The sequence below is a fragment of the Xanthocytophaga agilis genome (assembly GCF_030068605.1).
GTDB classification, from domain to species: domain Bacteria; phylum Bacteroidota; class Bacteroidia; order Cytophagales; family 172606-1; genus Xanthocytophaga; species Xanthocytophaga agilis.
In genome coordinates this window covers 95,770-118,553 of the sequence record NZ_JASJOU010000021.1, presented here as the reverse complement: position 1 = coordinate 118,553, position 22,784 = coordinate 95,770, and the positions used below count along the sequence as shown (strand labels likewise).

Genomic DNA, 22,784 nt, shown 5'->3' with positions numbered 1-22,784 from the left:
ATGAAATGTTTGTTACAAAGGAATATTGCTTAAATAAAATGAAACTAAAAATTAAATGAGCTTATTTCGCGGTTGGTTAGGTAGTCTCCTACCAGGATGGAAGATATACAAGCAGACAAAACGATAAAATACATACAATTAAGAGATTGTCTACATTATTTCATAAAGGAGACAAAGGGATATGTTGGGTTGTGACAGCCTATTTAAAATTGTACAAGGCAACTTCTTTGAATATCTACAGCTATGATATTAGATCAGATTCATGAACTTATTCTCAGATTTATTGAAAATACAGACCAACCTATTTTCCTAACGGGTAAGGCTGGTAGTGGCAAAACTACTTTTCTACATCACATCCGGGCAAATGTATCAAAAAGTATGGCAGTTGTCGCACCGACTGCTATTGCAGCTATTAATGCAGGTGGGGTAACATTACATTCCTTCTTTCAAGTTCCTTTTGGTCCGTTACTGCCTTCCAATCAGGAAAAAGCCTTTACTACAACTTCAATCAAACAGATTAATCAGGAAAAGGCAAAGTTATTGAAATGTCTGGACTTGCTTATCATTGATGAAATAAGTATGGTCAGAGCGGATATACTGGATTATATACACTCTGTCCTTTGTCAGGTGAGAGGCTCTACCAGACCCTTTGGTGGTGTTCAGCTGTTAATGATAGGAGATCCCTATCAGTTACCACCTGTTTACCAGAATGACTGGCCGGTATTGTCATCGTTTTATGAAGGTCCCTATTTTTTTAATAGCCGTATTTTTAAACAATCTCCTTTTTTAACCTTTGAGTTAGACAAGGTATATAGACAAAATAATCCGGCCTTTATTGAAATTCTCAATAGTATCCGAAGCGGGAATGTTTCTACCGATTTACTCGCCGTGTTGAATACTCGGTATTCTGCTACACTCAATGCTGATCAGGTAAAAGACCACATTACTCTTTCTACCCACAATAAACTGGTAAGTGATATTAACCAGATGCGATTGGAAGAATTAGAAGGGGAAGCACACATTTTTAAGGCAGTCATTACAGGAGATTTTCCCAGAGAAGCTTATCCAGCGGAAGAGGAGTTGGTGCTCAAAGAAGGAGCTCATGTTATGTTCATCAAAAATGACACATCTGGAAAAAGGCAATATTATAATGGCCGGTCTGGTCGTATTGCCCGTATTGAGCAGGGACGTATCTGGATAACTTTTCTGGATGATGGTTCAGAATTTATTGTCAATCCGGAAATATGGCACAATGTGAAATATTCACTCTCGGAAACAGAAGGTCAGATTAATGAGTCTAATACTGGTTCATTTACCCAGTTTCCTTTACGGCTTTCATGGGCTATTACTATTCATAAAAGTCAGGGGCTAAGCTTTGAAAAGGCAGTCATCGATGTCAATTCCGCCTTTGCTCATGGTCAAACGTATGTGGCACTTAGCCGTTGCCGAAGTTTGGAAGGTCTCATTTTGAAAGATCCTGTTCGGCAGCAGAATATAATCTGTGATCCACTCATTGTCCGTTTTATGAAGAAAGCGCTGGATGAAAAGCCGGATATGGATTTTTTAGATAAAGTTATCACTGAAACAGACAAGCAACAGTTGATCGACTTATTTGATTTTTCGCTTATAAGCCAATCGTTTAAACTGTTTCAAAGTATTTTAATTGAAAATGATCTCTCTGAGAGTAAAGCAACAAATGCAAATAAAACACTAAATCAGGAGGTTATACAGGTGGCTAACAAATTTGTCAAACAGGATTTGTCAATTCTACTTGCTGATCCCAGTTATGCTACTATTTGGCAGTCAGAAGTTATTCTGAATCGCCTACGAAAAGCAGCAGCGTATTTCCTGGCAAAAGTTACTATGTTAAGGCAAATAGTTCATGAGATGTATGCAGACCAGAGTCTGGACGACCTTTCTTTGGATATATACCCGGTTATGAATCACTTATTGGTTGCCCTGGATGAAAAGATAACAGCATTTACTCACTTGCCAGCTGCATCCTCCTTTAAGAATATTTTGGATGCAGTAAAGCAGATAGTTATTACCTATCAACCTGTATCACATAACTCTGCACAAAAAACGCAGCCTAAGGAAGTCGAAATTACAAATCCTGTCCTTTATGAACAATTGGTTAGTTGGCGTAAAGAAATAGCATTACAACGAGATGTACCAGAATATACTATACTGTCAGATTCAGTTTTACGAGAAATTTCCAAGAAACTACCCCGATCATTAAGTCAGTTATCACAAATAAAAAATTTTGGTCAGCTAAAGGCAACAGACTTTGGAAGCGAGCTGATACGTATGATAGGAAGCTTTCTTGGTGAAAATGAATTATTTTTCTAAAAGTGTTTTGAAAGGTAGTGGATAAAAACAAGCTAATGATAAGAGAAAGTAATCAGTAAGGTATGTGAATTGTTCAAGAATAATCAACATATATTACTGAGTGCTTACCAACACAATTAGAAACAGAGTAAGTATATGTAGACAGACTTTTTCGCTAAATAGTAAATAGCTGTACTGTAGATGTATAGCTTTCTCTGGTTCTAACTTATGTTTTACTTGGCAAATAATGTTGCCCCATCCCAATGCTCTACCGCTTTGCCATTTACTATACGCCACTGGTCAAACCAGGTAGTGGTGTAGGTCTTGCCAGGATCGTTTGGATTCTTTTCTTCTTTAACAAAGGCTACAGTTACCAGATCTCCTTCTGCAACCACAGATACTACTTTACTTTTCATTTTGTCAGGTATAGGAGAGGGTTTCACCTTTAAAACGTTGGTGAAAAATTTCACTACTGCTTCTCTGCCATTAGCTGCATTCGGATTGTGCTGTATGTAATCTTCTGCGATGTATTTGTCTGCAAGCTCCCAATGATTACATTCCAACAGGTCTTTTACTATATGATAGACGACCTGTTTGTTTTTGTGTAATCTGGTGTCAGAACTGGTAAATAATTTTTCGGGATCGGCTGCACTGGTTACAGGAGTCTGTGCCTGCACCTGAAAAGCAGATAGTAATATCAAAAGGGATACAATAATTCTGAAAGGTGTTAGTTTCATGACTTTGAGAAGATTTGGGTTAAAGTGATTTATCCAGTATGGTGGTGAAATGTTTTGCCATTTAACTGATAAATATAGTTGGTAGTTTAGCAGCTAACAAGTCCATCAACGAAGTTCCTTATAACTTATACCGAAGCTAAGTATTCAAACCCAGCGAGTTATTTTTTCAACTCTTGAACAGGGTCTGAAATGGATCTAAAGTGTATAGAATCTGGTTCTTCTGTTTGGATAACCTTGTTCTTTTCGTCCAGTAACTATTTTTGTTGCTAGCAGAAAATAACAAGATTAAATCACGGTTAACTTATCTTCAATACATTCGCATAGGATAAATCAGGCTTTGATTCAGGAAAAGTTATATGTGTCCCATCCTGATTTTGTTCAAATACAAGTTCTTCCCCTGTACCTATCAAGGTGATTTTTTGTATTTGTCTGAATGCAGAGGGTATAAGGCTTTTGATTGAGACTTTTCCTGTCTGAGGCCAGCCTAGAAGAGTTGCATAGAGAATATCTCCTTTGATAGCAAAACGGACATCTTCACTAGTGAAAGGTTTACCTTTGCCCTCATTGAATCCCTGAGCATTGAGGGGCGCCGCCTGATCCATAGCTGGTCCTTCTCCAAAAATCTTCCAAGGCTTAGTTTGGTAAATAGATTCACTGTTCTTCTGCATCCATTGCCCTATCTCTTCTACTATTGCCCGTTCATCTGAGTCAATTGTACCGTCTCCACGAATAGGAACACTTAATAAAAGGTTACCATTTTTACTAACTACATCTATTAATGTATGGATAACTGTACGGGCACTTTTATAACCATGCCTTTCATATAAAGATCTATCATAATGCCATCCTCCAATACACGTATCAGTCTGCCAGCTAAAACGCTCTATGGTATTGCTCTGACCTCGTTCTATATCCCAAACCATACACTGGCGTTGTTTTTCATCAAGGATCTTCCCGTTGATAACTGCCTGCAAAGATCCTTTTTCGTGGATACTTTTGTTATATAGGTGCGCGGCAATTCGTAACCCAGCGTCACTGATAGGCCAAAGAGGCAAAACGGTGTCATCGAAATAAACCAGATCCGGAGAATAGTTATCAATCAGATCGATAGTTCTCAGAAAGAATTTTTCACAGTATGCTTTATTCGGCACAGACACTCCGTTTCCCCAATTCCATTGCTTATGGATTTGACCATTATCCAGACTGTTTACACTTAAAGGGTGATTCTGGGCATATAATTCCTGAGGGTCTAATCCTTGCCACCATTTTCCTTTTCCTTCTTCAGCCGAAAGCTTTCCATCATAGGCTACTCCTGCATAAGGCCCGGACTTATCGGAACGCTGTGTCGTTTCAAACCAGCTCCAGGCATGGGCCGCATGGACGCTGACTCCAAAGTACAAGCCAGCTTTGCGGGCTGCCTTCTCCCATTCACCAATGATATCTCTCTTTGGACCAACTTTTAGTGAATTCCATGATTGATATTTACTTTTAAACAAATCCAGATTATCATGGTGATTTGCCAGGGCAACAAAGTATTGTGCTCCCGCTTGTTTATACAACTTCATAAGCGCTTCAGGATCCCAATTTTCAGCTTTCCATTCATGAATTACATCCTTGAATCCAAACTTGGAAGGGTGTCCATATTTTTCCAGATGAAATTTATATTTATAGGTACCTTCCATATACATTTCTCTTGCATACCAGTCTCCAGCTTCTGGTTGACATTGTGGACCCCAGTGAGCCCATATGCCAAACTTTGCATCAGTGTACCATTTGGGTACTTTGTATTGTTGCAGAGACTCCCAATTTGGTTTAAAAGGTCCTTTCGCAATAGAATCTTTTTGCAATAGATTCGTTGCTTTAACCTGAAGAGGCTGAGCCATTCCTATAAAGGGAACTATTCCTGACAGTTTTTTAATGACACTTCTTCGTTTCATTTTCCAGATGATTAACTTCTTAACTATATAAACTATTTAATTACTGTCCTACTATTCTCACATAATGATATATACTGTATTCTCTTGATCATACCAGACATAGGGTCTGACAGTTGGAGAAGACAAGTTTACCAAAAGGTGCGTCCTATGGATTGTTTGAGATTGGACATAGGACAACTTACTCTCACAAAGATAGATGGGGTTTGGTGCTTTCTGGTATACAAATAAGACATTACTATATACAAATCCGACTTTCTACTTATCTTTACTAAACATGAGTCTGTTTCTAAAACTGTCTTTCTGTTACAAATGACCTTGAAATCGAACTTTTCTTTACTAAATGCAGATTATGTCAAATTGAATAAAAGCTGGAACTACCAAAATGTTATTAGTCCATTTTACAGATTGTATCTGATAGTTCAGGGAGAAGGGTCGGTTTTTAATGCATCAAAGGAATATTCCCTTGAAAGTGGGTATTTGTATTTGATTCCCAGCTTTACAATTTGTAATCACTTTTGTACAAACTATCTGAATCAGTATTATTTGCATTTTATGGAAGAGAGTGCTGATGGGACATCTTTATTCGACTCAAACCGCAAAATTTTTAAGATTCCGGCCATTGACACAGATTATATCCTTTTTCAACGAATACTAAAGCTAAATCCAAACCGGGGATTACAAAGTTCAGATAATCCGAAAGAATACGAAAAACAACCTATTTTGAAGGGGTTTCAGGAAAAGAATCAGTTGTTACCATTATGTGCCTATGTCGAAACACAAGGGATTCTTTTGCAGTTTCTGGCCCGTTTTTTGGGACTAGAAAATTACCAACCGGTTAATGCAGCCAACATACCATCAAAGGTTCTTCAGACAATTCGTTATATTCAGACACATCTGCAATTGCCACTGACAGTAGAAGATCTGGCTGAACGGGTTAGTCTTAATTCGGATTATTTCTCGAGATTGTTTTACCAGTATACAGGTGAGAGACCTTTGTCATATATTCAGCAAAAACGTATTGAAAGAGCGCAGTTTCTACTTATAACTACAGATTTTCCCTTTTCTGAAATTGCTGCTGAGACCGGATTTGAAACTATCTCGTATTTCTACCGGATATTTAAAAAAAATACCTGTCAAACGCCTGGAGAATACAAAGCAAATCGCCAATTTTAACAATTACAATCTAATAATTTGCAGTCTCCATTCTAATTGCTGCATTTATACGCTTTCGCCCATTTTCCAGCTATATATTCAAAGTGTCCTCTGACGACTTGATAAGTGGATTGACAAGATATATTTCACCCATGCAGTTTTTAAAGGAACTGAGAAATGATTCTGAAACATCGACATTTTTATCTTATCGTTTTCTACTTAACATAACATAAATTACAAAACGAATGATATTATTACATATATATGTTATTATTTTTTACATCTATTTTCTATTGCTATGGTCATAAGTCAGATATCCACTCATGACTAAAGAGTGAACTAATCTTCCACTTATACATGTGTTTCATTTTTGTTGTAAAAATTTGACTAGAATAAAAAAGAGAACTTAGCCAAATCCACTTTTGTTATTATTAAATCTGTACATTATACTATTTTTTGTGGAATATACATATAAAAATGATTACAAAAGAAAATGATACCCTCTGTAGAAGAATCAATAACTTTCAACCTTCAGAATTATCACCAGCTATGTGAGTACTTAGCAGATCAGGATAAGGATCTGAGAACAATTTTGGATATCAATGGTTATCCTCCAATGTGGACAAGGGAAAATACATTTGAAACACTTGTACATATTATCCTTGAGCAACAAGTTTCGTTGGCCTCTGCCTTAGCTGCTTTAAACAAACTTAAGGAGAAAACACAGAGGATCATGCCGGAAACTGTTCTTCTCCTTACTGACGAACAGATGAAAGCTTGTTTTGTCAGCCGGCAGAAAATAGGTTATATAAGAGGTCTAGCTCAGGAAGTCAAAGACAAAAAGATTCTTCTTGAACAATTTGCAAAAATGTCCAACAATCAGGTGCGTCAATCACTTATAGGTTTGAAAGGCATTGGAAATTGGACCATTGATGTATATTTAATGTTTGCACTTAAACGCGCAGATATTTTTCCGATGGGTGATCTAGCAGCAAGCAATGCATTAAAGTCTCTGAAACAACTTGCTTCATCTGCTTCGAAAGAAGAAATTCTCAAAATTAGTGAAAAATGGAAACCGTTCCGATCAATAGCCTGCATGATGCTATGGCATTATTACTTGTCTAACATCAGATGAATGTCTAATCCAGGTAACAGTAGTGCCTCTATACTATGAAGAGAGCAATGATACTAACTCAAATTTGAGACTGGATAAATCACAGCTAAGTCTCTAGAAAAATCTGCGGTATTAAAAAATGGCAATAGCTCTTCCGCTTGGCGGGCATAAGCTTGAATATCAGTAAACTAGATAAGCAAAGCTGGATTGATTCCGCATAACTTCCTCACAGGCTTCTTGATTAGATCGAACAAAGATAAACCTTCATTAGATCTAACTTTAGCTTTTAAATATAGAAATTGTGTAATTCATCGCGAAAACTCCCAGCATCTCGGTTCAATGACTCATCTGACTATGATCTAGTGTTACCTAGGTATCATAAGCCAATTTGTCCATAGCTTTGGCGATGAATACAAGGGACATATACACATAATCCATTAATTATACAATAATGAAGTGTAAATATATGTCAACTTTTCATTAATTATCCGCCTAACATTTGATTTAAATAAAAATAGATACCTTCAACTTTTCCTTTTACTTTTTTCTCTTCGAATCTGAATGCGACATCCGCATAGTGTACAAGATCTTTTTGGGCCTGATAGATTACCTTTCGTTTTAAATCATTATAACGTTCATAAATCTCTTCTATTCCTAATAAAGTTCTCAGTCTTACTAACTCTATATAAACTACAGAACCCTTACGAGATTCTCGCTTAAACAATTCATAAAAACATTGAGAATATCGACTCTGAAACTGCATTAACTCAGAAAGATATTGAGGTTCAAATTCATTCTTAATACGTAGTAGATATGGTAATAATTTGACATCAAACCGAAGTTCTATTTTTCCCTCTCGTTTGTAGTATTCTGCCGAACTGAGTAATGCGATTTGCAGAACGCGATTACCCATATCTATTTTGCATATATGCTTAATAAGTAGCTGAGTTGCCTTTTTCAGTTCTGAAAAAGCAGATTGTCCTGCTAATTCACTTTCTCCTATAAGCTGGTGAATATTGACCCATACTGAAAAGCTATCCTTTTGAATAGGATCTTCTGCATTTATCTCGGGCAAATTTTTAAGGACTGATATAAAAATTCGTCTTTCATATAGGTTCATATCATGTTGTGCAATCACCAAATTATTAAACTGTTTGATCTCTTCACTATCAATGTCATCTATACTACCTTCAATTTCTCCACTACCCGAACCCTGTATAGATTGTTTGGGTAAAAATAAGGGAAGTTGCTGAGCTTTATTCTGCCTTTTGCTAGTATTCATCTTTGCCATACACTTATATAACTTTAATACTTATATCAAAAATGTCACATTTATGTCTTTTGCACAAGTTTCTTTTCAAGAATATTAACGACTACGACTACGAAATTTCGTAGTCGTAGTAGAAAACTAAAATAAAGCCACAAATTTTAATCATCTTCCACTTCAAGAAACAAGACCAACAAATTATAATTCTCAGCCGAAAGCAGATTCCACTTTGATCTAATGAACTGCGAAGTAGGTATACTTCGATCAATACCCTAATGGTAAATAAAAGTTTCACTGATACCTCTACCTTACAAATTACAATACGTACCAATCACTTAACGTGCTATTCTCAACACAAACAGCAACTTTTTTAAAAGATAATAGAGGAACAATCGGCTTAATATTAATTATCCACATTTTCTAATTTTGAACATATCTTAATTAGCAACTCTACTTCTTTTGATCTACTAATATGCCCTGTTGGTCTGATTTAGCATTTTAGGTACTTAGTTACCACTTTTATGGCTACCGCATGGTCCCGGATTAATCTCTTTTAAAATCTCATTTTCAATTCAAGAGTACAAAAGTACAGCTTAGTGCAGTAAGCAACTCATTTCAATAATCAGCAAAGTAATGAATCCATTGATTAGGCTTTTTTCAAAGATATCGGACTTAATTATGATCAAGTGTCTCTGCTTCTATACTTATTTACTCCCAAAGAAAAAATAGTCTTATACTTAGACACAACCGAATAAAACTCTAACAAATATCAGGTCCTGATACTAACAGCAAAGACTGTACAGGTAGTCATTCCACTCTGCTGAAAGTTGTTTGAAAACAGCAGTGAGAATTCTTCTGTAGAAGCTCGCTGGCAAATACACAGGTTTGGTAGGCAAAGACCGGATAGCGCTATTAATTGCAGATCGGGAATTTGTAGGCAAACAGTCGTAAGGAAAGTTTATTGGATCAGTTATTGTTTTTTCTGCGTTAAACATCATTTGTTCATCTTATGCAATGGACAGACCCCATTGGTAGAACAATTATTAGACCGAAAGCCCAAACGCTATAAAAAGATATTTTGTTTTCAATCGGTATTACGGCCTCCGAAGAATTGGGTACTATCTACTACGTAGTAGGTGAATATTAAGGTATTGCTCCAGAACATGAAAAAGTGTGGTTTTGATTCGGAAACAACTCATCTACAATGCTTATAGAAGATAAAAGGTTGATTGTTCTGTTGCTAATCCTTTTGCTTTTTCTCCGATGACAAGCAATCAAGGTGAAAAATATTAAAACTAAGAATTATAGTATAAAGCGTATAGTTCTTTCGTAAAGGACTAGATTTACTTAAGACCTATCAGAATAATAAAACTATTGTTGATAAAACGTTTTGGGATCAGGGTTTACATAGAGTGACTGTTTAGTTTAATATAAATATCCAAGGTTGATTGCAAAATTAGTCTTCTCAAATAGGCTGCTTATTAATGGCTCTGCCCTATCTATTCACTCCTATCCTGGATTTGTTATTTCAATCTAATATAAAGTGCACTTTATTAACGCAACCTAAAATGTGTCCTTTATATTTTCTTAGGTGACTACTTGTGCTTTTTCGGTTGATAAAATCTTTCTAACAAATATTCAAGTTATAAACAGTTGGTTATTAATATCTTACAAATATTAATAAATATAAAAAAATTATAAAAATCTGATTATAAGCATTTTAAAAAATTAGCAGTAATAATCTTCTCGCTAAATATAGATAAGAAGACTTTAGAAAGAACCACCACTCTAATTTTGATTGGAATTCTGCCAGTGTTGCCAGCTATAGAGAACAAAAAACACCATCTTCCAGTAGCTAAATTTTTAGATGAGAAATTCGAATTTATATTCATAAGTGAATTTTTACCAAATTTTGACTTGATTCTCGGATACTTCACTCAATTTGATAACAAAGTGCAATTAGACCGAGTTATTTGTTTGTCTTTCCTTTAAGATTGTTTTAAGAATAAGCTTCGTGGCTTTTCTCCCAGTACTCATAATTGAACAAACCTTGCTCTCGTGTATTTTCTCCCATTACTTCGTGTATTTTCTCCCAGTTGGTTCGTGGTTTTTCTCCTAGTACATCCAAAATATCAATTACCGAATAAAGCTGAGAAATGAAAAAAGTATTCTCTTAGAGTAATAATGCTTCTTACAAATAAACTTTAGTAAATAAAATTGTCTTAAATTCAATACTGGGAGAAAAACCACGAAATTCCATTTAATTAGAATATATAAAATGCAAAGTTCAAGTGAGTAAAAGTCCTTCTTTACTCTACTAAAAAATCAGTCATTACGACTACTAGGAGAAAAACCACGAACCAACTGGGAGAAAATACACGAAGTAATGGGAGAAATTCCAGAATAGCTTAAAAATCAGCTTTCACAATAAGCAACTCATAATCAGATAGTTATTATCAAAACTAGTTTACTAAAGATCTTCATAGAGATAGCCTTGTATTTTTTTTTAGCCATAAAAACTTTTTGCGTTCGTGGAATCTCTCCTAGTTTGTGCTTCGCAAAACAAGTAATTCGATAATAACAAAAAAGTTATCTCGTTGTTGATCTACAATTCAGACTTCTTAAAATTCAATAATGATCTAATTTTAAGGCAGATAGAATACTATTCTGAAAGTTATAGATTTACTAATCTAGCTCTGTTTTATCTAAAGCTATAAGGGGGGCACGCGCAAAAAGGGGGATTCTAACTCTAGTTTAGATTTTTCTTCAAATTTGTATTAAAGTTCGTGGTTTTTCTCCCAGTTGTTCTATTTTTTTAACCCAAACCCTTTTTGGTTAAGGCTAAGTTAGTCTAGTTCTTTTCTAGTTTATCTAATTAGACCAGACTAAGTACTTGATTATAAGTTATTTATATGTATATGCTAGGAGAGAAGGCACGAAGGAATAGGAGAAAAACCACGAACATATTAGGGTTACTAGGAGAAAATACACGTTGCTATAGGAGAGAATACACGTTGTTATTTCTTGTACTAGGATAAATTCCACGAACTGGGAGGAAAAGCACGAAATATTGGGAGAAAATACACGAAGCTTTTATTCTTTTTCATTTACGTCAACCTAAGAACATTATTGTTTCGTGGAATCTCTCCCAGTACAAAAAAGCTAAATAATGGTTGAACATATCTAAAGACTAGTGATTTACTATTATATACTCATAATCCATAGGTATCATTCTGATGTTAGATTATACTAGAATGCTTACCCCTCTGCTGGTTCATATGGGTGAATAAATATGTACAGCACATTAGCGCTTTTACATAATTCACCGTGGCTAGACAAGTGCTATGAATTTTAGCCACTCAACTATGCATGCTAACAAAAATGATTTGGATAATGCCCAAAGGAAAAATGTTGTAAATAAAACCCTCTTTCTTTGTCGATCAGACATACTACAATGTCATTGTAAAAAATAGTTCACGAGTAATTAGGTGCAGACAGAAGCTTCTCTCCAAGAATCAAGAATATTGACAACTTTTACTAAGAAAGTATCCAGAATAGTTGTAAAGATGATCAACAATCCGATTGTATAACTGTCCAAGTGTATTTAGAGACACATAATCATAGATTACTCACTGAAAATTAGGAGAATCCATCTCTCATATGTAATGCTAAATGCCTTAGCAGCATTTATTAATTATGGAAGACAATCTCTAAAATAAATTTAGACAGGTTATATAAGAGAGTACTGGGAATTTTTTGTTTTTGTTTTTCCTAGTATTTGTTTACTTTAGCTCCATGGAACAGCAGTTAGAAATTTTTTCTGCCAAACCCAAGGAGGTTCGCCAGCATAATAATCTTATTTTTGCTCCATTTGCAATGGGGAGCGTTGAAAGCAAAATCTTTATTTCAATGCTTGAACGCATTAACCGGACAGATACTGAATTCCCTTTATGGCGTATTCCCCTCTCCGAGATTTTGCCACGTAAGGATGGCGATAGTTATGAACACCTAAAAAAAGCTGCAGTTGCTTTAAAATCACAGGTAATCGATATTGCTCCTGTTGATCCCATGAACCCAAATAGGAAACGGTTCCGTCTTCGCTCTATTGTAGATAAATGTGACCATGATAGTGGTACAGGATTTCTTTTATGCCAGTTTCATCCTGATGTAAAAGAATATCTACTTAATCTGATTGATAATTATACTCCAGCTGATCTGGCTACGCTCAAAATGTTTAAAGATGAGCGTACTGTACGTTTTTACTGGATGCTTCGTGCACGATTTCGTTACGAAGAATCCCGTATGGCAAAAACTAGTACAGTTTCAGATACAGTTAAGATTCAAATTACAGTTGAAGAATGTCGTAATTGCTTACTAAAGGATATCAAATCTTATCCTAATCCGAAAGATATTAAACGCCATATCCTTGAAAAGGTTGTTAAACCTGAGATTGATAAGACAGATTGTGCTTTTGAGTTTGGTGATCCTGTTAAACAGGGAAACAAAACATTGGCTTGGACATTTATCCGCCGAAGTGGTTCTGTTACCGTTTTACCTCTTGAACCACTACGAATTTCTGCAAAACTTATTGACGCCCTTGAAGCTCTCCCTATTGATGCTAAAGGTATAAGGCGTATCTCTGATGCCTTATATATGGATACTGATGGTTTTGAAGCTTCAGAGGCCTTTGTATGGTTCTTATTACATAAGCTAACTACCTCAAAGGACAAAGATAAAATAGCCTCTCCTGGTGGACAGTTGATTCGTTGGATTGAAGATCGTAAATTCAAATCTGAATTTTTGAAAAAAACAAAGGTTCCCTCCTCTCCTACTCCATCTTATGAGATTGTATCGTATTCAGAAACGGAATTGATTGAAATGCATGAGAATTCTGTAAAACGCAAACGTACTTCATTGGACTTTGCCGCCTGGGTTAAAGAGATTTATCTGGATAATGGCTTTGAAAGACAAAAGATTGATAATATTTGGTATGTAGTTAAAGAAAAATAATATAGTGGTTACTGAAGACAAAAGAAAACTTATAAAAGTGATAAGGTTTCTTGGGGAAGAATTTGTAATAAAGGTTTGTCCAATAACTGAATAATATGAGATAATAAAAAACACGAGACCTTTTCGTGCTTGGTTGTATTTTTGTTTTTCAATGATTAACATTACTATTCTTTAGCAAGAAATTTATCCAGTCCTAGTAAAGCAATAGTAAATACTACCTGAAACCCAGACTGTAATACCCGGTCATGTGACTATTTTATTGCTGATGCCCGTGTAGGTAATGCATGACGTCTAATGCTATTCTTGAAGATTTTGACAGTAGCAGACAAGCTATTTATTTAGAAAACCACAAAGGTTCAAGACATTCAATAATGGCTGGATCAATTCAAAGCATTATGAAACCAGCGTTTTATCCAGTTAGCAATCGACTTTACAATTGACAAATATGGGAACAAAATCGATGTAACGCATATCTTTGATGCTCCACTTAATAAAGTATGGGATGCGTGGACAAACAGCAAATTGCTAGATCAGTGATGGTATCCTAAACCGTGGAAAGCGGTTACTAAATAGCTGGAGTTTCAAGAAGGAAGTTACTGGCTGTATACTATTTTTGGACCCGAAGGAGAAAAAGAATAGGTCATAGCATACTACAAGCAAATTACTCCCTTCCAGAAATTTTCGGCGTTGGATGGCTTCTGTGATGAATAAAGCAATGTAGACGCAACTCATCCCAGATCTCTTTGGACAAATGTATTTACCAAAGATGATAATACAACAAAAGTTACAATTGAAGTTAGAAAAGAAATTGGAAGATCTTGAAAGGGTTAGTAATTACCTGAAAAACGTCTGGTAGGTACATTCTTATTTGCAACCAATGCATTGTAAATAAACAAAGACAACCCGTCTTTTGTAAAATAGAGTTTCAGGTAAAATACAGACCAGCGAAAATTATCTGTATGAAATAATCCAGAGAGCAAATCTTGAAACTATCTTTGACTGATAGTGCTGAACAATTACAATGTATTACTACAATCGCTTTCTGTCCGGTTTGTATACCTGACTCTCAAATACGCCTTATTATGGACCATCCACTTATCTGTCATATTATCAAAAATGTCACTCTTTCAGTTGAAGAATCGGAAAAGATTTTGAACTATTTCAACTACCACGAATACAATAAGAAAGAACATCTGGTCCGGGAAGGTCAGCCCTGTGAGCAGTTATATTTTGTGGTACAAGGTAGTCTTAGAATGTATTTCATTGACGAGAAGGGTATGGAACAAACAATACAGTTTGCCATTGAAAACTGGTGGATGACTGATTTGATGGCATTTCAGAGAGGCGGATTATCTGAGTTTAGCATCCAGACTATTGAAAAAACACAAATTATGCAGATTCAACAGGAAAAGTTGGAAAAACTCTTGGTGGAAGTGCCTCAACTGGAACGATACTTTAAAAACATTCACCAACGTGCCTATGCAGCGTCTCTTCTACGGGTTAAGTACCTGTTTACAATGTCTAAAGAAACGTTTTATGACTATTTTAGCGGCAAATATCCAGAATTTATTCAACGTATACCTCAAAAAATTCTCGCTTCATTTCTGGGCTTTACCCCTGAATATTTAAGCGAACTCCGCAGAAAGAAGCATAAAGAAAGAGTTAAAACTATATGATAGCCAGCTCTTTAGCCAATACATTAAAATTGGTTCATATTTAGCCTACTGAAAAAGACGAGATTCTCACATATTTTCAATAAATCACCTTTCTTAAACCAGCTTAAGTTTTTTTATCCTCTGTATCGTGACCTTTGTAATGTAATAAAATCATTCATTATAACACATCAAAACAATGGAAACACGAGTGAAAATACAAGAAGCTCAGCCGGCTGCATGGAAGGCAATGTATGGTTTAGAAACTTATCTGGCATCTACACAGGTAGCCAAAACACATAAGGAATTAATTAAAATCAGAGCTTCTCAAATGAATGGCTGTGCATTCTGTATTGATATGCATACCAAAGATGCACTTAAGAATGGTGAATCTGCCCAACGGATTTTTCTGCTGAATGCATGGAAAGAGGCTGATGTATTTACAGAAGAAGAAAAGGTTATTCTAGCAATTGCGGAAGAGGTAACACTTATTCATCAGCGTGGACTTACAGAAGAAACCTATCAGAAGGCAAAGGACCTATTTGGTGAAAGTTATATTGCCCAGTTGATCATGGTTGTAGTCAGTATTAATGCTTGGAACCGAATTGCTGTGAGCACACATCTGGAGATTTTACATTAATTATCAGTTTCATAGAGTATATACTATTACCCTTGGCTATTATATAGGCTGAGGGTTTCTTATTTTATAACTTTTTCCTTAAAACCGTGAAATTGAAGATAATCTGAGGCTAGATAAAGTGGACATCTAATGCTAATAACGTAAAGAAACTGCTACCCCCTCCCCTACTGTCTTACTGCAAGAAGCCTAGGACAAGACTGTTAGCATTTACTTTTGGAGCGTATTTTCTCTCAGAAAACATGGATTACTCTATTTGTCACAAGTATCCGTCGTGGAGGGAAGTTTCTTTTAGAAGGAAATAAATAAAAAGAGCAGAAATCAATGTGTTCTACCAAATTTGCCCCCTTCCATTGCCGAAAAATCTACCATCTGTTACTAGACAAACTATTACTTTTGTAAAGTATTTTCCTGTTATTGATAAATCATAATTTCACAGCCTTCACCTTTATGAAAAAATCAGTTTTTTTACTGCTGGCAATCCTACTTAGTGGAGCGAAAATCTATACACCCGATTCAAATGGAGAGCATACAATAACTCCTCCCTCCTCTCCTATTCATTTACTGCCTATAAACCAGCTATATATACCAAATGATACAACGTGGCATTTGGTATGGGCGGATGAATTCAATCAGGAAGGTGCTCCTAACCCAAAGAACTGGAAGTTTGAACAGGGGTTTGTTCGTAATCATGAACTGCAATGGTATCAACCCGAGAATGCGCGTTGTGAAAAGGGCATGCTTATTATTGAAGCGCGGAAAGAAAGAATGCTTAATCCGTCCTATAAGGCAGGTAGTACCGAATGGAGGACTAGTCGCAAAACCATTGAATACACAGCATCCAGCCTCAACACGCAGGGACTATATAGTTTTCAGTATGGACGTTTTGAAATGCGGGCTAAAATCGATACCCATCCGGGTCTGTGGCCAGCTTTCTGGACGCTAGGTGTTGCTGGTGAATGGCCATCTAATGGAGAAATAGACATTATGGAGTATTATAGAGATATGTTACTCGCCAATGTAGCTTGGGGAACAAACAAGCGGTATAGTGCCAAATGGAGGACCACTAAAAAACAGCTATCTACTTTTACAGATAACCATTGGGCTGAAAAGTTTCATGTCTGGCGCATGGACTGGGATGAGACTGCTATACAGCTTTATGTTGACAATGAACTCCTCAATGAAGTACTTCTCAATGAAACCATCAATGGAGATGGAAGTGGCAAAAACCCATTTCAACAACCCCATTATATCTTACTCAATCTTGCTTTGGGAGGAGACAACGGAGGAGACCCAACGGCAACTACCTTTCCAGCGCGTTTTGAAGTGGATTATGTACGGGTATACCAGCATCCGAAATAAGCGGTGCTGAAATTCACCATAACAGGAATAGATAAACCTGGGTCATCTATATTTTTAAAAATGCTGATAACCCAGAATAAGATATAAAGTGAGGTTACTGTAAAACAACCCATGCTATAGCATCAAATGGTGCTGTCCATAGTTCTCTTCTGTCTGAAGCTACATTAAATCCTTCTGCTTCTTTGCATACCAGAACCAGTGTTTGAATCCGGTAAATCCTTGACTTGGCACCAGTAGGCCGCACTCCTGTTGGTGGTACCGTATTAACTTATTTGCATCATTTAGCTAATTACAGATACATGTTTATTCTTATCAACCTGCTATTTTTTCTTGCTTAATATATTCTGTAGAAATAGTACAACTTATATCAGTACAGAATCTTTTATTGTCTAACTTGTCATCAGATTTTACTTTTCTAAAAAATACGAGTCCTTTGTTATGTCTAATTATTGTTACGGTTTTTTTGTAGTTGCATGTCTATACATTTTAACAGGCTGTGGCTCAGAAACCACCACTGAGAAGAAGCCTACAAACCAGAATACTATACAACAGCCGATATCCCCTTCACATCCCACAGCCAAGCCAGTACTCTTATCTTATAACTTCAGAAAAAACTTTCCTCTTGTGTTTAGGTCTGACAACAAAGGAGGATATTATGTACCTGATGATACTACTATCTTACTTTTTAATTCTAAAGGAACCTTGCTGAATAAAATTCACTGGAAAAGCCTGGATAAAGATATAACAGGAGTCTATGATATGGTTTCAGATGAAAATGGACTCATGTGTATCTCTTATGGAAAAATATTTCATGTCGATTTACTAGGAAATAGTACCCTAATATCAACTGCAAATTTTAATGGACATATTCGAATAACAGCAAATCATCTTCTGATTACGGATTATTTTACTAGAGATACCAGTACAACAGAGAATAATACATACAATGGGTTAGCTATAACCGATACTAGTGGCAATATGGTATCCTATCCTATTCAATACGATTACGAAAATACTAATTTTGAGATAGCTGAAGATAAAATCCTGTTATATGGAATTGATAACTATTTTTATCAACTTCCCTTGGACACACTGCAGCCCATAAAGAGAAACAAGCTTGAACTGTCAGAATATGACCGAGCCTGGTTTTTAGGCAAAATTGACGATCAGTTCATATTTAAAACCCATAATTACATTACAAAAATTGATCATATATTTTTCTTTAGTGCAGATTTAAAATTGATACGGGAAGCAATTGTAGATTTACCAACTTATGGAATCAACAGGGTATTTTTCTACATCTTCGAGAATGGCTTTGACTTTCCATCTGGTATTATTTATTCGTACGAACCCCGACAAAATGCTATTTTTCTCCTTCGTAATACCTACCGTGGTGCAGTAGTATATAACCTGATGGATGTAATAAAATGATAATTATGGATATCATCCCATAGATTAGCGTCTAATACTCTGTTCATTAGGCTTGTTCATAAAAATGTAAATATTCTTTCTGTTCAGGAGTAAGTTCCTGTCCTTTGTATAATTTAGACATAGCATAACAGATATCTCCTTCAAGCCATACTCTATATAAGAAGCATTCAAAATCAGGTACGCATTCATAAAGAAATGTATGAGAGCATGCGTCTACCTCTTCAATCATTTTTTCTGTATCCTCATCAGCATCCACTTCAGGATCAGACATAACAGTGTAAGTATGTAGCTGTTGAAACTCTGCATAGCGGTTATAAAAGAAGAAGACAACACTAATTTTCTCATAGATGCTTGTTGCTCAATTGTACTCCATTTTCAGAAAAGAAGGTGGAAGTTCCTTGCTTTTTTCCCTAGTTTTCTCCCATGCAGCCATTTCTAGAGGGAGATTCAGGGATCTGCGTTGAGGACCATTGTTGAGGACCATTGGCAATAGCTTGTAACCACTGCAGCGAACCATCCAATTTTTCAGTATTTAATGATAGTAATACTTCATAATCAAAAGATTCATATGTGTTTTCAGCTGGACGAACTGATGGTAAGCAAAAAAATACCACGTTTTTGAGAACTGAGGGAATGTTGTCGCCATACTTTAAAACAGAGTAGCTATTAAATACTAACAAAACATCACTCATATGCAAACCTAACTCTACCAATTCTCCACTCCCTATCTATATCATCCAGATCAACATCAGGATATCTATATTTCTCCATAAGATCACTCATCGCAATCTGCTGATTGCAAGGGTCTATAATCTGACAAAGTACAGTACATGATCAATGATAGCAAGATGAGGTATGATTTGCTTCTGAACCTCAGTAGTCAGTATATTATACGACTATACCAGTACCCAACAGAGAATCCTTCAAGCATACCACCCCACGGGTAAGTGACATTATACATCTCCATTCGGAAACTTAATAATTTACCATACAACCAACTCACTTCATAATGTTTGGGAAAACGCATATCTGTTTCGTTTAGCGATGTAAGCTCTTTCCTGACAACATCAATTGCCTGATCCATAAGAGGTACATAAGTCTTTATATCTCTTTCCGCCAGAAATGTGTTTTTTGTAAAATAATGAAGGATGGCTATTCGCTTCATATCCTCAGCTCGTTGATGTGCAAGCTCTTCATCTTCATCAGAAACTGCGAGCCTCAGTTCTTTTGGACCAAAAACTTTATTTAGCCAACCTCGAAAAGAATTCCTATCTGAATTTATTTCCGTCTGTACCAAATCATTTGATACTGTCACATTATTTATTTATTTATCCAATGAAGGAACAATGCCAAATGCCTTCAGCATAGCTACTAGCTGCTGTTCACGAAACTGGGCAGGACGAGCAGTCGCAAAGTTACATTGTACCCAGTTGCAATGATAATTAAGATATTTAAGTAATAGGTTTTGAGCAATAACAATTTCACTCATGTTAGTTCAGATTAGGATATTAAACAAAGCTATCAATACTAACATATCTCCTCCTCTTTTTTGTTGCCATTCTACATTAACTTATTTTATATTTATTTAATGTGTCATTTATTCATATTTAATCTTTATTCGATGAATAGATTAGTGACTATTTATTGCATATACATTTTAATCATGTGTATGCAGTAAATGACTATTCTATAAGTGTCTTGTTTTATGCGCTATCCGCGTATTAATACATTCTCCTCATCTTGACTTTTTATTCATACATTGACTTACTCTACATTTTTTCAATGTGTTATTTATACGTATTTAATTTTTACCTACTCAATGTAACAATGTATACGTAATATGTAGTTGTCTTATAGTCACTAATGTATGAATATAAATTATGTGAATATTTTATTATTAAATAATTGTTGATGCAATAAATAGTATGTTAATAAACATTTATAGATTAATTATTAGTTAAATACACGATGTTAAGTTTAGTTGTTTTGTTAATGTAATATCATACAATAATTATTTAATTATTATATGATAGATATTGTATAAATGTTTAATTCTTAAATGTTTATTAAGGTAATATTTAAATGAGTATTTTTTCATTGTTTAATTGTTCATTTAGTTGTTATATGAATGCTTATTTTATATTTATTGAATGATTAGTGATTTAATAAAGATTAATTGATTAAATTATTTTTTAATGTATATTTAAATATTGTGTAATTAGTAGTTATATATTGTGCTATTTTTTATTGTTTGCATAGTTATTAATTGCTTGCTTAGTAAGTGAATATTTATTTATTATGTGTATATGTAATATGTCTATGTTAATTATGTATATATTTGCTGAATATATATACTATGCATGCTGATTTATTAAATATTTGTTGCTTTATTGTAGGTGTATTGCATGTATATGTAGAGATTTTAAAAATACTGAATGAAGATTTAGTGTATGTTCATGCTTTTTATATTTATAAACTGAATGTGCAAAAAGTACTTATAAAATCAGTGAATACTACTTGCTTTTATCTATATTGAATGAATAAGTATTAATTTACTATTTAATCTATTGGTGTGTAATACGTATTGAGTGAATGAGCCTTGAAAGATTCGTAGTTGAGTATATGATAGAATATATATGTAAAACATGTTTAAGTACTACTTGTACATTCTAAATTGAAAAGTCTATCTCTGTTAAGCCGTAAAAAGAAGTAGTAAGAAGAGAAGGTACATTCATAAGAAATGAAAAAAATAATATACAAGGATAACTAAACAATATAAACCACAACATCAGAATGAGAACCATAGCTGTTGCCAACATGAAGGGTGGGGTAGGGAAAACTACCACAACTTTGAACGTAGGTGCTGCCCTGCGTGATCTGGGAAAAAAGGTATTGCTTATAGATGCCGATCCTCAGGCCAACCTGACCATTTCTTTTCGGTTAGAAACAAGTTTTTCTGAAAATAACCTGGCAAGCCTATTGTTGGGGTTACACTCGCTGAAGGAGGTGGTTGTTCCTGCACTGGGAATGGATTTGATTCCTGCTCATCCGATTATGGATAGTGTAATTTCAACTCTAAATGAAAAATCTTTGCGTGAACTGCTGCTTTACAAAGCGTTAAAGCCTATCCGAGAGGCTAATGTGTATGATTATATTCTGATTGATTGTGGTCCTAACCTGGGAATTTATACCAAGAATGCGATGTCTACAGCTACGGATTTGTTGGTTCCTTATCAGACTGCCTATTTCTCTTATGTGGGTATTTCTACACTGGATGAGTATCTGACAAAGATTCAGCAGGAGGTAAATGAAAACATTGAGTTGTTGGGTATTGTTATTATTCAATACAATGCGAAAGAACGAAATAACACCAAGAAAGGATTTGCAGATGCTATCAGGGATAGTGCCTTGGGAGAAAAGGTTTTCTCTACTTATATTCGTACATGTACGGCGTTGGGCGATTCGCCTATGAAAGGACAATCTATTTTTGAATATGATGGAAATTGTAACGGTGCAGTTGATTATTTATCCCTCACTAAAGAAATCCTGACTCGCCATGAATAAAAAAGATCTTATCTCTGAATCGCTTAAAAACACACCTTTGGCTACAAAAGGTAAGACACTGCTCGAATTGGCAGAAGAAGAAGAGAAATTAAATCGTGAAGCATTGACTGGATCATCCGTAGCTACTAAACCAACAGATGGAGACACACAAAATAGTGAAGGGGGAGGGGAGAAGACAATAGAAGATGTGAACTCTGTCAAAAACACTGGTAAAAACACAGCTTCGACTATATCGAAAACTAAGCCGGAGGCTGTGAAAGCTAAAGAAGCTGAGGTAAATTCAAAAGCCATCCCCAGAAAGGATACAAGTGTAAAGGATAATGTTGGAAAACAAGCGGTAGAGAGAAGCAACTATACTTTTTATCTTTCACAGGATGTAATGGAGCATCTGCAACGGATGATCTATTGGGAAGGACTACGTCAGAAGAAGCAAGGTGCAAGTTATGTTGTCGAAAATCTGCTGATCCGTTTTATGAGTGATAAAAAAGATTATCCACCAATACCAGACTCAGGTTTAGAGCTTGAGTTCTAAATGTGAGTGTCTTTTGACTACAAGTTCTTGATTCCAGATTACACACTAACATCCGATCAAT

At 35.4% G+C, this 22,784-nt stretch carries 18 protein-coding genes; 10 read left to right on the top strand and 8 right to left on the bottom strand.

The genetic code is table 11. The features are described from left to right. The first annotated feature begins 243 nt into the window (after positions 1-243). Positions 244-2,349 carry an HRDC domain-containing protein gene (locus tag QNI22_RS36735; protein ID WP_314519173.1) on the top strand — a complete coding sequence of 702 codons (2,106 nt, stop codon included), beginning with the start codon at positions 244-246 and terminating at the stop codon, positions 2,347-2,349. Between the two features lie 212 nt (positions 2,350-2,561). Here QNI22_RS36735 and QNI22_RS36730 read toward each other — a convergent pair whose 3' ends face one another. After that, positions 2,562-3,065, bottom strand: coding sequence for a nuclear transport factor 2 family protein (locus tag QNI22_RS36730; protein WP_314519171.1), 504 nt, complete (start codon positions 3,063-3,065; stop codon positions 2,562-2,564). Between the two features lie 296 nt (positions 3,066-3,361). Beyond that, positions 3,362-5,002: an alpha-L-fucosidase gene (locus tag QNI22_RS36725; RefSeq protein ID WP_314519170.1), complete on the bottom strand. Its 1,641-nt coding sequence runs from the start codon at positions 5,000-5,002 to the stop codon at positions 3,362-3,364. A gap of 315 nt (positions 5,003-5,317) precedes the next feature. On the opposite strand from QNI22_RS36725, the gene QNI22_RS36720 reads away from it, so the two are divergent. After that, on the top strand, positions 5,318-6,175 hold the full coding sequence (locus QNI22_RS36720; protein WP_314519169.1) for a helix-turn-helix domain-containing protein: 858 nt from the start codon (positions 5,318-5,320) through the stop codon (positions 6,173-6,175). A 472-nt stretch (positions 6,176-6,647) separates the two neighbouring features. After that, a complete protein-coding gene (locus QNI22_RS36715; protein WP_314519168.1) occupies positions 6,648-7,289 on the top strand; it encodes a DNA-3-methyladenine glycosylase family protein in 642 nt (213 codons plus the stop codon). Between the two features lie 463 nt (positions 7,290-7,752). On the opposite strand, the gene QNI22_RS36710 is transcribed toward QNI22_RS36715, so the two are convergent. After that, positions 7,753-8,559 (bottom strand): replication initiation protein, encoded by an 807-nt coding sequence (locus tag QNI22_RS36710; RefSeq protein ID WP_314519166.1) that lies wholly within the window; start codon positions 8,557-8,559, stop codon positions 7,753-7,755. A 3,771-nt stretch (positions 8,560-12,330) separates the two neighbouring features. Between QNI22_RS36710 and QNI22_RS36705 the strand changes: the two genes are divergently transcribed. The 4 genes from QNI22_RS36705 (at position 12,331) to QNI22_RS36690 (ending at position 17,196) form a co-directional block, all read left to right on the top strand. Then, positions 12,331-13,545: a replication initiation protein gene (locus QNI22_RS36705; RefSeq protein ID WP_314519165.1), complete on the top strand. Its 1,215-nt coding sequence runs from the start codon at positions 12,331-12,333 to the stop codon at positions 13,543-13,545. Positions 13,546-14,528: 983 nt separating this feature from the next. Continuing rightward, positions 14,529-15,221 (top strand): Crp/Fnr family transcriptional regulator, encoded by a 693-nt coding sequence (locus QNI22_RS36700; RefSeq protein ID WP_314519163.1) that lies wholly within the window; start codon positions 14,529-14,531, stop codon positions 15,219-15,221. A gap of 175 nt (positions 15,222-15,396) precedes the next feature. Then, positions 15,397-15,837: a carboxymuconolactone decarboxylase family protein gene (locus QNI22_RS36695; RefSeq protein WP_314519161.1), complete on the top strand. Its 441-nt coding sequence runs from the start codon at positions 15,397-15,399 to the stop codon at positions 15,835-15,837. Between the two features lie 447 nt (positions 15,838-16,284). Further along, positions 16,285-17,196 (top strand): glycoside hydrolase family 16 protein, encoded by a 912-nt coding sequence (locus tag QNI22_RS36690; protein ID WP_314519159.1) that lies wholly within the window; start codon positions 16,285-16,287, stop codon positions 17,194-17,196. Positions 17,197-17,290: 94 nt separating this feature from the next. Here QNI22_RS36690 and QNI22_RS36685 read toward each other — a convergent pair whose 3' ends face one another. Further along, the gene (locus QNI22_RS36685; RefSeq protein WP_314519157.1) at positions 17,291-17,440 is read right to left on the bottom strand and encodes a hypothetical protein; all 150 of its coding nucleotides are present in this window, start codon (positions 17,438-17,440) and stop codon (positions 17,291-17,293) included. A gap of 380 nt (positions 17,441-17,820) precedes the next feature. On the opposite strand from QNI22_RS36685, the gene QNI22_RS36680 reads away from it, so the two are divergent. Then, a complete protein-coding gene (locus QNI22_RS36680; RefSeq protein WP_314519155.1) occupies positions 17,821-18,627 on the top strand; it encodes a hypothetical protein in 807 nt (268 codons plus the stop codon). Between the two features lie 46 nt (positions 18,628-18,673). On the opposite strand, the gene QNI22_RS36675 is transcribed toward QNI22_RS36680, so the two are convergent. The 4 genes from QNI22_RS36675 to QNI22_RS36660 all read right to left on the bottom strand — a co-directional run bounded on the left by QNI22_RS36675 (position 18,674) and on the right by QNI22_RS36660 (position 20,116). Further along, positions 18,674-18,898: a hypothetical protein gene (locus tag QNI22_RS36675; protein ID WP_314519153.1), complete on the bottom strand. Its 225-nt coding sequence runs from the start codon at positions 18,896-18,898 to the stop codon at positions 18,674-18,676. Positions 18,899-19,037: 139 nt separating this feature from the next. Continuing rightward, entirely contained in the window at positions 19,038-19,319 is a 282-nt protein-coding gene (locus QNI22_RS36670) for a hypothetical protein (protein ID WP_314519152.1), read from the bottom strand. 188 nt (positions 19,320-19,507) lie between these two features. Beyond that, positions 19,508-19,942, bottom strand: coding sequence for a hypothetical protein (locus QNI22_RS36665; protein ID WP_314519150.1), 435 nt, complete (start codon positions 19,940-19,942; stop codon positions 19,508-19,510). A gap of 9 nt (positions 19,943-19,951) precedes the next feature. Continuing rightward, a complete protein-coding gene (locus tag QNI22_RS36660; RefSeq protein ID WP_314519149.1) occupies positions 19,952-20,116 on the bottom strand; it encodes a hypothetical protein in 165 nt (54 codons plus the stop codon). 1,304 nt (positions 20,117-21,420) lie between these two features. Between QNI22_RS36660 and QNI22_RS36655 the strand changes: the two genes are divergently transcribed. Next, a complete protein-coding gene (locus QNI22_RS36655; RefSeq protein ID WP_313981910.1) occupies positions 21,421-22,191 on the top strand; it encodes a ParA family protein in 771 nt (256 codons plus the stop codon). Next, positions 22,184-22,723 carry a hypothetical protein gene (locus QNI22_RS36650; RefSeq protein ID WP_314519147.1) on the top strand — a complete coding sequence of 180 codons (540 nt, stop codon included), beginning with the start codon at positions 22,184-22,186 and terminating at the stop codon, positions 22,721-22,723. The genes QNI22_RS36655 and QNI22_RS36650 overlap by 8 nt, the downstream gene beginning before the upstream one ends. Positions 22,724-22,784 lie beyond the last annotated feature (61 nt).

What these genes read in the sequence shown, in the direction of transcription:
- QNI22_RS36670 (WP_314519152.1), bottom strand. Translation starts at nt 19,319, where the DNA reads ATGAGTGATGTTTTGTTAGTATTTAATAGCTACTCTGTTTTAAAGTAT.
- QNI22_RS36710 (WP_314519166.1), bottom strand. Translation starts at nt 8,559, where the DNA reads ATGGCAAAGATGAATACTAGCAAAAGGCAGAATAAAGCTCAGCAACTT.
- QNI22_RS36655 (WP_313981910.1), top strand. Translation starts at nt 21,421, where the DNA reads ATGAGAACCATAGCTGTTGCCAACATGAAGGGTGGGGTAGGGAAAACT.
- QNI22_RS36735 (WP_314519173.1), top strand. Translation starts at nt 244, where the DNA reads ATGATATTAGATCAGATTCATGAACTTATTCTCAGATTTATTGAAAAT.
- QNI22_RS36675 (WP_314519153.1), bottom strand. Translation starts at nt 18,898, where the DNA reads ATGTCTGATCCTGAAGTGGATGCTGATGAGGATACAGAAAAAATGATT.
- QNI22_RS36705 (WP_314519165.1), top strand. Translation starts at nt 12,331, where the DNA reads ATGGAACAGCAGTTAGAAATTTTTTCTGCCAAACCCAAGGAGGTTCGC.
- QNI22_RS36650 (WP_314519147.1), top strand. Translation starts at nt 22,184, where the DNA reads ATGAATAAAAAAGATCTTATCTCTGAATCGCTTAAAAACACACCTTTG.
- QNI22_RS36725 (WP_314519170.1), bottom strand. Translation starts at nt 5,002, where the DNA reads ATGAAACGAAGAAGTGTCATTAAAAAACTGTCAGGAATAGTTCCCTTT.
- QNI22_RS36660 (WP_314519149.1), bottom strand. Translation starts at nt 20,116, where the DNA reads ATGAGTGAAATTGTTATTGCTCAAAACCTATTACTTAAATATCTTAAT.
- QNI22_RS36695 (WP_314519161.1), top strand. Translation starts at nt 15,397, where the DNA reads ATGGAAACACGAGTGAAAATACAAGAAGCTCAGCCGGCTGCATGGAAG.
- QNI22_RS36690 (WP_314519159.1), top strand. Translation starts at nt 16,285, where the DNA reads ATGAAAAAATCAGTTTTTTTACTGCTGGCAATCCTACTTAGTGGAGCG.
- QNI22_RS36715 (WP_314519168.1), top strand. Translation starts at nt 6,648, where the DNA reads ATGATACCCTCTGTAGAAGAATCAATAACTTTCAACCTTCAGAATTAT.
- QNI22_RS36730 (WP_314519171.1), bottom strand. Translation starts at nt 3,065, where the DNA reads ATGAAACTAACACCTTTCAGAATTATTGTATCCCTTTTGATATTACTA.